The organism is Paenibacillus sp. FSL M8-0212, from assembly GCF_038004645.1.
Taxonomy (GTDB): domain Bacteria; phylum Bacillota; class Bacilli; order Paenibacillales; family Paenibacillaceae; genus Paenibacillus.
Genome location: NZ_JBBORP010000001.1, coordinates 6256511 through 6269668 on the forward strand (window position 1 = coordinate 6256511; position 13158 = coordinate 6269668).

Annotated in this window: 14 protein-coding genes; 1 reads left to right on the forward strand and 13 read right to left on the reverse strand. The window is 44.1% G+C overall.

From position 1 onward, the window contains the following. Positions 1 to 46: 46 nt before the first annotated feature. Positions 47 to 862, forward strand: coding sequence for an AraC family transcriptional regulator (locus tag MKX68_RS27340; RefSeq protein WP_340914874.1), 816 nt, complete (start codon positions 47 to 49; stop codon positions 860 to 862). On the opposite strand, the gene MKX68_RS27345 is transcribed toward MKX68_RS27340, so the two are convergent. From MKX68_RS27345 to MKX68_RS27405, 13 genes are all read right to left on the reverse strand, one after another. After that, positions 859 to 1500: an HAD family hydrolase gene (locus MKX68_RS27345; RefSeq protein WP_127548321.1), complete on the reverse strand. Its 642-nt coding sequence runs from the start codon at positions 1498 to 1500 to the stop codon at positions 859 to 861. The two genes, MKX68_RS27340 and MKX68_RS27345, sit on opposite strands and share 4 nt — an antisense overlap. Positions 1501 to 1539: 39 nt before the next feature. Then, entirely contained in the window at positions 1540 to 2133 is a 594-nt protein-coding gene (locus MKX68_RS27350; RefSeq protein ID WP_340914876.1) for a DUF1349 domain-containing protein, read from the reverse strand. Between the two features lie 94 nt (positions 2134 to 2227). Further along, positions 2228 to 3472, reverse strand: coding sequence for an MFS transporter (locus tag MKX68_RS27355; protein WP_091030860.1), 1245 nt, complete (start codon positions 3470 to 3472; stop codon positions 2228 to 2230). 92 nt (positions 3473 to 3564) lie between these two features. Continuing rightward, positions 3565 to 4596 carry a zinc-dependent alcohol dehydrogenase gene (locus MKX68_RS27360; protein WP_036608226.1) on the reverse strand — a complete coding sequence of 344 codons (1032 nt, stop codon included), beginning with the start codon at positions 4594 to 4596 and terminating at the stop codon, positions 3565 to 3567. Positions 4597 to 4638: 42 nt separating this feature from the next. Continuing rightward, positions 4639 to 5946: an aminotransferase class III-fold pyridoxal phosphate-dependent enzyme gene (locus MKX68_RS27365; RefSeq protein ID WP_340914879.1), complete on the reverse strand. Its 1308-nt coding sequence runs from the start codon at positions 5944 to 5946 to the stop codon at positions 4639 to 4641. Positions 5947 to 5983: 37 nt separating this feature from the next. Beyond that, positions 5984 to 7138: a glycosyltransferase family 2 protein gene (locus MKX68_RS27370; RefSeq protein ID WP_133384653.1), complete on the reverse strand. Its 1155-nt coding sequence runs from the start codon at positions 7136 to 7138 to the stop codon at positions 5984 to 5986. Positions 7139 to 7491: 353 nt separating this feature from the next. Beyond that, positions 7492 to 8058, reverse strand: coding sequence for a TetR/AcrR family transcriptional regulator (locus tag MKX68_RS27375; protein ID WP_338594503.1), 567 nt, complete (start codon positions 8056 to 8058; stop codon positions 7492 to 7494). A 152-nt stretch (positions 8059 to 8210) separates the two neighbouring features. Then, complete coding sequence (locus MKX68_RS27380; protein WP_340914881.1) at positions 8211 to 9689, reverse strand: Lsa family ABC-F type ribosomal protection protein; 1479 nt, start codon at positions 9687 to 9689, stop codon at positions 8211 to 8213. 376 nt (positions 9690 to 10065) lie between these two features. Further along, complete coding sequence (locus MKX68_RS27385; RefSeq protein ID WP_340914883.1) at positions 10066 to 10602, reverse strand: GNAT family N-acetyltransferase; 537 nt, start codon at positions 10600 to 10602, stop codon at positions 10066 to 10068. A 99-nt stretch (positions 10603 to 10701) separates the two neighbouring features. Then, entirely contained in the window at positions 10702 to 11085 is a 384-nt protein-coding gene (locus MKX68_RS27390; protein WP_340914885.1) for a hypothetical protein, read from the reverse strand. Between the two features lie 143 nt (positions 11086 to 11228). Continuing rightward, positions 11229 to 11834 (reverse strand): pentapeptide repeat-containing protein, encoded by a 606-nt coding sequence (locus tag MKX68_RS27395; protein ID WP_036608249.1) that lies wholly within the window; start codon positions 11832 to 11834, stop codon positions 11229 to 11231. Between the two features lie 253 nt (positions 11835 to 12087). Next, positions 12088 to 12696, reverse strand: coding sequence for a GNAT family N-acetyltransferase (locus MKX68_RS27400; RefSeq protein ID WP_340914889.1), 609 nt, complete (start codon positions 12694 to 12696; stop codon positions 12088 to 12090). Between the two features lie 32 nt (positions 12697 to 12728). Then, the gene (locus tag MKX68_RS27405; protein ID WP_340914890.1) at positions 12729 to 13091 is read right to left on the reverse strand and encodes an Asp23/Gls24 family envelope stress response protein; all 363 of its coding nucleotides are present in this window, start codon (positions 13089 to 13091) and stop codon (positions 12729 to 12731) included. Positions 13092 to 13158: the final 67 nt, after the last annotated feature.

Genomic DNA, 13158 nt, shown 5'->3' on the forward strand with positions numbered 1-13158 from the left:
CCACTTACGCACATGATCCTTTAACGAAAAGAGGAATAACACGACGATGCCGAAACCTAGCATGGGGAATCCGCTGGATACCGATATGCCGCTCATGATTACAGGGCAAAACCAGTTGACCGTTGATGAATTGATGAATTGGAGCGACCATTCACGGGATTACAGCATTGTACAGTGCATCGGAGGAACAGGGCGAATCGCAGCAAAGAATCATGAATTTTCGATCAAAAAAGGGACCGCTCTTATTTTGTTTCCGGAGGTCACCTACCGTTACCACAATCTGAGTGATTCATTACGATTTGATTGTCTGTCTTTCAATGGCTATTTGTTGCCACGGTTCTTGCATACCTTGCAGATCGGGGAGCTGCGCGCCTTCAAGCCGGATGGAATGCTTCATATCCTGTTGCGTGAAATTACGTTGGCGCTGCAGTCCCGGCACAAGGATCAGATCTGGCACGTATCCACATTACTGTACATGCTTTTGGTCAGATTAACCATTGAAGGTGAACGCTATAGTGCTTACGAACGTTCTGATGCCCGATTAAGATTGGATGAACTCATTACTTTTATCAAACAAAATTATCATCAGGATATTTCTCTCCCCATGTTGGCTGAGCAGATGGATGTTACCGAGCAGCACCTGAATCGGATATTCAAAAAAGAATTTCAAATGACTCCACTGGAGTATCTCATGAGATATCGGTTGTTGAAAGCAAAGGAAATGCTCATCGAAAATGACGCTACAACCGCTCATGAAATAGCCAAAGCCGTTGGTTTCAACAGTGCCAGTTACTTTGGGTCAGTGTTCAAAAAATACGAAGGGATCTCCCCTATCGAGCTACGCAAGCAGTATCTGGATTAGAGCGCCTCCATATCTATCTCGGCCAGCGAGGATAACCGCAGTTCATGCATGGCGAATTCCAGACCACGCGTTACCTCGTTAGGCACGATGATACAACGAATACCTGCCGCATTGGCTGCCTTCAAGCCATTAGGTGAATCTTCGAACACAATCGCTTCGGAAGCCTCGATCCCAAGACTCTGGAGAGCAAGAAGGTACAGTTCAGGGTCCGGTTTCACTCGCTTCACATCCTCAGATGTATGAACAACTGTAAAATAATCGAAAATGCCTAACTTCTGCAAGTAACCATGCACCCAGTCCCGTGTGGAGCTGGAAGCAACCGCAAGCTGAATCCCCTTCTCCCTCGCAGACTGAAGCAATTCATACACCCCCGGAAGAATGGCAGCCTGTCCCAAATAGACTTCGTATTTCTGTTCAGAGAGAAGTTTGATATGATCATGATCTATCTTTTTTTGGAGCGCCTGCTCCAGATATAGAAATGGATGAAACTCCTCAAAGGATGTCCCCACATTTTTCGACCATAGCTCCAGACCAAGTTCCACTCCGTGCTCTTCATAAATATCGCGAAATGCATAGTACCAAGGTGTCTCTGTATCGACAATGAGTCCATCAAAATCAAATATAAACGCTTTTACCATGAACCTGTTCTCCCTCCAATGATCGGCCGGGGGAGCGGATTAGAAACGTGCGGTCAAGTCCGGATGAGTAACGTTCACAGATAAAAAGTGACACGTACAGCCCGTTCCAGTTGGCGATTGTACAACTAATCCAGCTCGAAGTTCCCCTTGTATCGGCATGCCGAAATAACGAATTAGTTTCCACTCATCCCCATCGGGTGAATAAAAGAATGATATGCAGTCCTCTACTTTGCGTATACGCAGATAAGGATTAGGTACGGAGACTTCAACCGAATTGCAATCATCGGATGAACCATCACGTGTCACCACCGACACGATGGTAGGCACTTTTCCATCATACTCAAAACAAATTTTGCACCAGTTAAGATCATCCGCCATCACCATCAGACATCCGGAATCATATTGATTTTTCATATCAACGGTTAATTGGGTTGTAATTTCAAAATCGCCAGGCACAGGCATGAACAAGAAAGGAGCAGTTGCACGAATGTGCTTGCCCGCAGGGTCCTGGAAAAAGTCGGTGTCCGCCTTCGCTTCCACCAGCACACCTCCCTGATCTGTAAAGGACCAGCTTTCGGGCTCGTTCATCCAGCTCCATTGCTTTCGTGCTTCTGTTGTCATTACGTTAGTCATTTGTTAGCAGCCTCCCAAGTTAAAATATGTTCTGAGGTAGTTCTAGTTTTTTTCTGTACTACATATTCGCTCCAAATACAGTAAACCCCTTTTTCTACATATTTTTGTAAGGTTCTAGCACTTGGGAGTGCTTTTGCGGATCTGGCAGGAAAAACATGATGACCATGAGTACGATATATAGACCAAGAATGACACTGAACAACAGTGTTGGATTGTGATGGTAGAGCAAACCCGTCAGGTATCCCGATGGAATGGCTGTCAGCGTCATGACCGTCTGCACAGCCGAGAACATGTCGGCTTTCTCATGCGTCCCCAATCGGTTCATCAGCAGGGAATCCCGGTACGTCTGCAAAATGAAGTTACCCGCAGCGAGCACGATTAGCGTGAGAAACAGCATGCCTATATTCCCCACAGGGATCAATAGAAACAGAATGGCTCCAGCCGTGCTAAGCACGATGGAAAAACCAACATACTTTTCTTCCGAACGCCGTTTCAGTCGCGGAATGATGACCAGATAGAGCAGCATGACGGTTACCGCAGTCACTACTGGGATAAACGAAATGACACGATCATCAAATTTCAACTGTTCCTTGAAGAAAATGACCTGAAAGAAGTTCAGCTGCAAAATCAGATTGGACAACACCGTGATCAGAATAATCGGAAAAAGTCTCCGTTTGTAGAACGATTTGCCGAACAGGCGCAGACTGGAACCCAAACTTTGAAGCACGCGGGTTTTACTATGCAATCCCATAAGTTCCTTGCCGACCTCGGTCTCATCCGTGTATCGGTTACGAATGAAAAACATGGCGGTCATGAGGATGCCCCCGACAAAGTAAATGCTGGCCAGTGTTGGTACAATACCAAAATCAGCAATGACAACTCCGGCAATCGGCGTAAGAACCCCAGCCCCTGTAATAATCATGTTGAGAATGGCAAACACTTTGGATCGTTTGTGTTCCTCCACATCCTCTATGATCAGACAGTTAAAAGCGACCGTTACAAACTTGGAGGTTGCGTTCAGCAAGTAGGCGATTAGAAACAGCCAGAAGTTCTGGGAGAAAGCCCAGATGAACATCGGAACACTCCAGGCAAGCAGATCAAAGATCAGCGTTGTTCGTTTCCGTCCCAGCTTATTTGTGATGGAACCCGCAAACAATTGAAAGATAAAGGCAAAATAAAGATTCACCGAATTGATTAAACCGATTTCAATGTCCGAAAGTCCGGCTTCCTTCATATATAAAGGAGCGTAGAAGAGAACGATCGTGCCCGGAATGGCCCATACCGGTTCGAGTAAAATGGAGTAGCGTGGATTCTTCGGCAAATCTTGAAGCAATTTCAATCGATATCCCTTCCTTCTGCGGTTTTCACCGCTGCGAATTCCAACTTTTCGCAGCGGTGAACCAGCCAATGTCTACATGCTTATAGTACCTCTTATAGGATAAGAGCTGTTTTGACCGAATTCATCGGCAATTTCTCTCCAGTATGCATGTCATAACCAATCGTTCCATTAAAGGCCTGTTCATAATCACTCAGCAGTTCCTTGGCTGTAACCATCTGTTCCAGTTCGGGGATACTTTGGGCAAATTTCAGTGCCGTACTGATCATCGAGTGATTAGCAACTGCACCGATGATACTAATTCCATCATTAATGACGGCTGTTGATTTGAACGTTACCTCATAGCTGTCGTCATATCCCATAGGAATAATTTTGCCGCCTTTGGCAATCAGCTCAAACCCTACATGAAGCTGGTTCCCCACCGCATCCACTACAATATCAAACTTTTTGTTATTATTGATCTCGTAAACTTTATCCAGTGTCAGATCCTGAGGATAGAACACATGATCCGCGATCCCTGAAGCGAACTCTTTGCGGTATGGATCAACTTCCGTGCCTACAGTAAGCCTTGCCAATCGTTTGCTAACAAGCTGACACAGGGAACCGATTGCACCCGAACCGAGGACCAGTACGGAGTCACTTGGCTTAGTCCCTGCTTTCATGAACGTCTGAAGTACACATCCCAGTGGTTCGATCATCATGGCCGTTTCCCAACTCATGGAATCCGGGATGGCATAGATATACTTTTCGTCCCCAACAAAATATTCAGCAAAGGTTCCGTGTGTCGTCATCCCTACTTGATAATCATCAAAATTCTCGCAGTAGATGAACAGACCCTCACGGCAGTATGAGCAGGTACCGCAAGATTGCGTGGGATCAACCAATACCCGATCACCGATCTTGAAACCACGAACGTCGTCGCCCACCTCAACCACTGTGCCTACGCCTTCATGACCAATGATCGTTCCTTTATTCGCCGGCACTTTACCTTTGACAATGTTCAGATCTGTCCCGCAGATGCCGGAACCATAGATTTTAATTTTTACCTGGTTTGGCTTTTGAATGGTTGGCTCCTCAATCTCCTGGTAAGTCACCTGTTTTAGATCCTGATATACGAGTGCTTTCATTGAATAATTCCTCCTAGTCGATTTTCAATTATGATCTATGGATTAAGCTTCAAACGTTTTCGAAAGTTGCATCGCATGAAGATGTTCCTGCTTCTGAATCTCTTTCCAGTCTGACAGGATCTGCAACAGCGCTTCCTCGACCCACAACAATTCTTCCCGTGTATGGGCATCGGAGAAAATAAAGTAACCCTTGGTGAAAATGCCGAAGTGAGCCATTCTCTTCACCATGAACTCGCGGAAAGGATCTGTCTGGAAGTTATCTTCAGCTAAGGATTGAATGCAGAAGCTTGCATACGTCCCTCTCACTTCCAATTGATCCGTCAATCCGAGTAACACAAGTTCGGATTCCAGACGATCCATGATCCGGGTTGCCGGATCACGCCAGGTCGGCCATACTTTCGCATTTTTCATTAATCGTTCACAGGCAATGGCTGCCGCGAGCGCTGTCGTTTCGCTGGAATGGGCATTACTGAATCTGACCTGTCCCGACAAAGACATCAAGTGCTCAGGCCCCATAACCGCTGCGAGCGGTAAACCGTTGGCCATACCTTTAGAGATACAGAGCAGATCAGGCCAGATGTCATATTCTCCTGCTGTAGCCTGCTTGCCCATTCGAATACCGGAAGTTACCTCATCGAATATGATAATGATGTCCAGAGAGCGACACAGGTTTACGGCTTCCTCCAGCGCGTCCCTTTTCCACTCGTTGGGGCACAAAACAATACATGCGATATCCTCGGGAGATGAGGTAATCTGGGCCTCAATTCGCTCCACAGTAGGTTTGTTGACCCAGATCGTTGAACGCTCGATATCCACCGGGATGCCACGTTCTTTCGTCTGGCCACCATAATAGCCGTAGGCAGACCAATCGTGCCACCCATGATAAGCCGTCGCAATAACCTTGCTCTTACCACTTGCAGCACGAGCCAGACGTACAGCTCCACTCACTGCATCGGCCCCACTCTTGGTAAAGCGAAGCGATGGATAACGACCCTCGAACCGCTCCAAAATCAACTCGGCGCATTCAAGCTCAATGTCGGCAGGCAGAGAAAAGCTTGTCCCTTTTTTCAGCTGGTGAATGACGGTTAGTTGGACTTCATGCCTCGCATGGCCCCAAGACGCCGTACCCATGGCCATCTCGCAATCCAGCCATTCATTCCCGTCGATATCTGTAAATCGGGATTTGTAAGCCTCTGCACAACATACGGGTGTATGCCCGGGAAATAAACGTTCAGGTGCTTTGGCTAAAGTGCTGCATCCGCTCGGAATTACCTTTTCGACTTGTTCCAACCACTCCAGATTCCGGGTAAATCTTACGGCACGATCGAGCGTGCTCTCTTTTTCTTTCACCTTAAGTACCTCCCTGTTTATTTTCGTTGTGAGTGAATTACCGAACTTTGGTTCCAGGCCAGCATCCATCGTAGATGCGATCCATTGTGATCACATTGCCATACAGGTCAATGATCAGATCCTTGGCTCGATGAGCATGTCTCATCTCAATCCAGTAGCGGTTCTCCAGCAAACGGGCGAAATTGTCCACCAAAAACAGTAACCGGTTCTCACTATGAATCAGTTCCTTGCCCAGTACCTGTGGCAGCCAGATGGCCCCATTGGAATTAAAGCGGTTTGAATAGTCCCGTACTTCGGCTACATTTGCAAATTCGGCTTCCTCCAGCTTAGTCCAGAATGTATCGGCATCACTTCGAACCTCGGCAAGGTCAATGCCAACAATCGGCAGATGCTGGTATTCCCCTTGGCTTTCCAGCTGTGTTTTCAAATGACTGAAAACGAAAGGCCACACATCAGCCTCGATTTGACCGCCCCACTTTTTCCAGAAGCGTGCCAGATTGTTCTTGCGGTTGAAGTTGCGGTGAATGCCGCTGCTGCGTTCCCAGTGATACGCCTGAATATTCGGGTTAATGACCGTATCGTATCCCGCAGCTCGTGCCCGCATCTGATAATCAAAGTCCTCGTATCCGTTAAAGAACTTCTCATCGAGGTTCCCGATGGTCTCATACACCTCCCGCTTCATGCCAAACATGGCGAACACCACCAGTTGAACAGAAAAGGTTTCTTTCGGTATATCATCAGGGGATGCGTTCAGGAACAGGTGTCGGCCGATGGTGTCCGCAAAAGCAATACCGCAATGCTGCACGCCTCCGGTTTGCGGATACAACAGAACCCCTCCAATCATGCCGATTGTAATATCGCTATCCAGTGTCTCTTTCATCATCGGTTGCCAGTTCGGTTGAAGAATGGTGTCCGAATCCAGGAAGAAAATGTACTCTCCCTTGGCTAGACTCAGTGCGCTATTAATCGACACGGCGCAACCGAGTGGAAAATCATGCTGAAGAATCTCGATGGTCACACCTTCTCTTACTTCTTGCTTCAGTTTATCCAGATGTTGAAAGACTGCTGAGCCGGAACCATCGTTGATGAAAATAATCTGAGTGGATGGGCTCACCGTCCGGAGCAACGAATCTGTGAACAGGTTCAAAATATTATAGTCCTGGTTGACTGGCACAATAATGGTGTAAAGCATGGAATCCCTCCTGATTTGGGTTGATGGAATGAGTACTTGAGCTGATTTTGAAATGCATAATTGCAGGTAGTTCAGTCCGGCCTCCTCGTTTGAATATTTTGTCTTTATTTGGTAATGATTTGAATCTACTAGAAATTTATATCATTTTTTGTAAACTGAAAATCTTAAATTCTGAACTCTATTAATATTTGAATATGTGAGAAAATCAAGTCTTTGCAGCTTGCACACTGAGAAACGCTGTTGTGAACGCAAAAAAAAACACCCCCAAAGAGTCTGTGTATCATACGATACGGTTGATTCTTTGGAGGTGCTTTCGTATTAAAATCTATATTTTTCGTTGGATAGGCCCTGACCTAACGCTGCTTAAATCCATGATAAAACGTATCCACCACAAGTGCAGGGGCTGCTTTTCTCGCGATATGACCACTCACAACTTGTTGCCACGTCAGGAACATGATGGAATACAGCACATCGACAATCCAGGTTTTATCGAGATCGGAGCGGAAATAACCTTTCTGTTGTAACAGACCGACCGCGTGCAATACAGGTTCTCTCAGTTTCAGATCTGCTCCCTCAATCTCGGGATTATAGTTAATGGTGGTGTCATGAGCCAGAAAATAAATTTTGTCGCCTAATGGAATAAGCGCCTCGATCAGCTCAGGTATGTATTTTTCACATTGCTCTTCATCCAGTTGAATTTCTTTCATGGTCTCACTGACCACCTCGATTGCGCGTAATCCCAGATGAACCATGAGCTGTTCGCGGCTTTCCACGTATCGATGTAACGTCGCGATCCCGATTTTTGCAGATTCTGCAATTTCATTCATGGAAGCATTCGGTTTTTCAATCAGCAACTTGGTGGCCTCGTCCAAAATGGAATGAAGCCTGGTTTGTTTGATTGTAGTCATTTCTTTTTTCATTCTATTACACCTCTTGGCGAGTATAGTTCAACAATTGATCTGATCATCCATCATATGATTGGATTAGACTATAAAATTATAGCATACTTCCTCACGAGTAAAACTAAAAGCCGCCATTTGGCGGCTCTTAGCATCGTTATCTTTCCCGTTACTTACAGTTCGATGATTCTCGTTGCAATATTTGTACAAAATTCACGATCATGCTCTACAAAAAGCAGGGTTGGCGAGTATTCCAGCAATAAGTCTTCGATCTGCATACGTGAAATGACATCTACAAAGTTGAGTGGTTCATCCCAAATGTGCAGATGAGCTTTCTCACTAAGACTTTTGGCAATGAGCACTTTCTTTTTTTGACCTGCACTAAACGTTGAGATATCTTTCTCCAATTGCAGTCTGGAAAAATCCAACTTTCGAAGTATCGATTTAAACAGACTTTCATCAATCCCCTGTGTGGCCGCATACTCAGATAAATATCCTCCGAGATCGGACGTGTCCTGCGACACATACGAGATTTTAAGCTGATGATCCTTACGGAAAAGACCTGTATAAGGGATATCTTCACCACAGATCAGTTTGAGAATGCTTGATTTTCCAGATCCATTTTTACCGTATAGGGATATACGATCCCCTTTTTCAACCGTGATACTGACATCCTTACACACCGTATTGGAGCCGTATGAGATCGACACATGTTCCAATTCGACAAGTTCATGCTTGTGAAAATCCAGCTGATGAATCTGTAGACGTTCTGCACTCTCGATATTTTTGAGAAGTTTGGATTTCTCCTGAATCGCAGATTGCTGCCTTTGTTCGATATTTTTGGAACGTTTCATCATTTTGGCAGCCTTGTGCCCTATATATCCTTTATCCACCTTGGAACCGGAATTTCTCGTACCATTTTTGGTTTTTTCAACTTCATGCGACCATCCACCGGTCCGTTTGGCTGAATCGGATAAACGTTTGATATCCTTTATTAATTTCTCATTACTCGCAAGTTCAAACTGATCTTGCCTTCTTTTATTTTCCCACCAAGCGGAAAAATTGCCTTTCTGAATCTCGATGTTACTCTTATTGATGGAAAGGATATGGTCCACGCTGTGATCCAGAAACGCCCGATCGTGAGATACCAAAATAAATCCACTCTTGCTGCGGAGATAATCACCTACAATTTGTCTCGCATGAAGATCAAGATGATTGGTAGGTTCATCAATGAGCAGAAACCGATTATCCTTCAGGAACAAAGCAGCCAGCATCACCTTTGTTTGTTCTCCGTTGGATAACGTATCGAAAGGCCGATACAACACATCTTCTGACACTTTCAACAGGTTAAGCTCGCGCACAACTTGCCAGTGCAGATATTCAGGATGAATCTCGCCGATGACATCGACGGTCATAGCTCCCTTATTCTCTACCTGGAAAGGAAAATATTCAAAGCTAACATTCGCAGAGATATGTCCGCTGTACTCATATTTGCCGAGCAACAGATTGAGGAAGGTTGTTTTACCTCTGCCGTTCCTTCCGGTAAAACCCAATTTCCAATCAGAGTCCAACTGAAAACTAACATTTTCAAATATGTTATCGTAACTGCCATCATAGGCAAAGGTCAGGTTGGTAACGTTAATTAAAGACATACAGATCATCCTTCTTATGTGAAATATAAAAGTAAACTGACGGGATTTCACCATCGAACATGGCATGGATTCCCTCACTTTAAATATTTGAACATAATCAGAATTTAGATTCGCTTATACAATAAAGAAACCTGGCGATAAATCATTTAGCGCCGAGTAGATCTATGCATAGGAGGACAAAGTGTCGGATTCTGATTAGTTATATTGTGAACCATGCCACTGTTCATGTTCGTTGACAGGTTCACATAAACATCTACAACCTCTAATTCAGTCATCACTTTACCACCCCTTTACAAGCTCACAATTTATTACAGAAAACTTAACATGGAATACAACATGGGTCAAGGCACCCTTCTCCCATATTGGCGCGTAGGGATTAATATAAATATCCTAAAAAGTCGAGTTCCCCTTCACCCCATGGCATGCTTCCCACTTCTTTAATCATTAACCCCTCTACCTTTTCAGTCCCAACTCCAACTGTGGTTAAGGTTTCATGATCAATTTTCAACCACTTACATGTGTTGCTTACCGTTTTGAATCCATTTTTGCTGTACAATTCCTCATGATCCGCAAATAAAAGGACAAAATCAACACGCCCTTTGGCCAACCTTTCCACTTCGGATATTAACAAAGAAGCGATTCCTTGAGAGCGAACAGCCGGAGAAACACACAAATCGATTATCCCCAGCACTCTTATGGGTGTTCCATTTAAATTCATCATCCTGTAATCCAGTCCGACATGCCCAACTAATTGGTTATCAGGGGTAAATGCCAACACTCTGCCATGTGGTATTTGCTTAAAGAACAATCTGTCTGTTGGATAAACCTCTGGAAAACTGGTAACAAGTAATTCTTGAAGAAGAGTTGACCAGGCTTCACTTAGATCCACATCATATGTTTTAATTAATTCCAAAAAAATATCCTCCTAAATCAAGCCATTCTGTTTTTTGCTTGTGTTATCAGCCGTACACACCTCTACATAAATTTTGATGATGTACTCATCGGGATTGTCTCACGGAAGGTAGGCATCCTCTACCTCAACTTTTCGTTCATTCCCCATCGCAATGTATCTTACATTAATGACATTTCCTTTCTGAAAATGGGGAATATGTGTGATTGGAATATAAGTCTCTACAATTGTTGGGAAGGTGCGGCCGTCAACTTGGGTTACAGTCAAATCCAAGCGCACGCCAGGCCTTCCATCCCTGCTGGATGATGTCTGTACAATATCATGAATTATTGCTTCTGTTGGAATTCCGTCCATCAGAATGCTCTTGCGAAGGTGATGTTTCTCTTTATTATTACGTAACAGTTTATATGCCATAATCGTAGTGATCGTGCCTGTTATAAGCCCAAAGACAATAACAGCAACAAAAATAATTAATGTGACTGTCATGATAACCTCCTTTTATTTGAAACTTATGTTAACTACTTCTTGTTTAGATCTCTTATTCCTGCCTATTTTCTTTGAATCGGAAAGCTTCAAACTCAAAAAAGCCGCCTTAAGGGCGGCTTCATGCTGTGTATGTTCAACTCAACTTAGTCTACTTTCGCACCATACGAGCGTACAAACAGAACCGCTTGTTCGCGATCCAAACGTACGCCTTTGATATCCAGTGATTTCAGATCGATGCCTTCCAGGTTAGCCCCTCTTAAATCGGCCCCTTGCAGCTTGGCTCTGCTTAATACAACTCGAGTAAGATCACAGTCTCTCAAATCCGCTTTGGTGAAATCCGTGTCCGTAAAGTCAGCCTCAAAGAAACGAATTCCTCGCAGATCCTGTTTACCCAAACGCGTATGTCTAAGATTCGTGTAAGACCAATCGCCGTGGCTTAGTGTAATCCCATCCATTTGCGCACCTGAAAAGTCCGATCCCGTCATCTTGCAAGAACTGAATTTGGAAGCAAATAGATTCGCACCACCAAAGGTGCAGTTTTCAAAAGCTGATTCCGTATGAATCGAACCATTCATGGAAGCCCCTTTGAAGTCACACTCGATAAAACGGCAGTTACTTGTCTCAATCTCTTCCATAGAAGCGTTCATAAATGTACACTGCTTGAAAACACAACTTATGAGTTCTCCATAGCGCAGATCACGTCCCTCAAAATGTACTGCTTCATATTCCTGATCCTTATATTGATACACTGGTTACACCCCACATTGTATATTTCTCCGTCTTTCTTCATTAAAAGAACTTTTTATACTATACCACACCCCTGTCAAGTACCTGCTTAAACCCATACAAAAGTCAAGTTACTTTTTTTGTGAGAAAAATCTGAAAACTAAAAAAGGGACGCATAAAGCGCCCCTCAAGCACACACTTTTAACTGTTCCAATGTGGGCTTATTTATGTGAAACTCTCCAGTTAGCTGCTTTTTCCTATTCGTATTAGAATGCACTACACCAGTATTTTGGACATTCGGTACAGGGATAGCGAAGGTTTATTGATTTCCCCTACTCTCTGATACCCCAAACGTTCATACAGTTTAATAGCTAGTAGATTTTCCTTTTTAACCGTAAGCGAAGATTTGCACAGTCCTTGTGTTACAGCTTGCTCCTCTGCAAATTGAATGAGCTGTGTCCCTACACCAAGTCCTCTGCTTTCAGGCAACGTAGCCAATGTTCCGATGTGGTACTCGTCGTTCTTCGCTTCTTTTAATGTCACCATGGAGTAGAACTCTTTCCAGTGTTGGAGATTATACTTAATCAGGCTCCATTTACGAAGTTCAAACAGTTTGGAGAACGTTGGCAAAGCAAGTTTTTTCATTACAGTGGTCGGATAACACATGATCATGCCCAGCGTTTGGTTACCCATTTTGGCTTCATAAGCATATTGGTGACTGAATCGGTTCTGATTCGAACGCCATAACTTGTTAAATGTTTTCTCTATAATGCCTTTATCCTTGGTACCTGCAAGCGAATAGGCCATATATTCAAGTGCCATCTGATTTAGTTGCCCGCCGACTAATGATTGTGGACTGGCTTTTTTTATGGAAATCTTATTCATCGCTGTCACTCCTCTAGGTAGCTAAAATTGGATTAAAGCTTGGCAGCAGGTTGGTTGAATGATAACCCCTCAACGATCACATTCACCGTATCAATTGTTAATCCGGTCAACTGTTCAACATGCAGTCTCACATTGTTTTGCAATTCCCTGCAGACTTCATGCACTTTTGTTCCATAACAAACGACAACCTTTAAGTTTATCTCCAGTCTTGATTCTACCTTGCGGATATCTATGCCATTTTGCAGACTTTTGCCGCTCCACTTTTTGGTGACCCCTTCTATAAGTCCTGTCGACATGGAGGAAATCTCACTGGTAGTATTCGCGATCTTGCCGACAATTTTGGAGATCACATCATCCGATATTTGAATTTTTCCCAAAACATTTTGAATGGACATCCCATGTCCTCCTTTTTACATCTGCATTTTTGATAGAAAATAATATCATTTAATATAAATATAAATC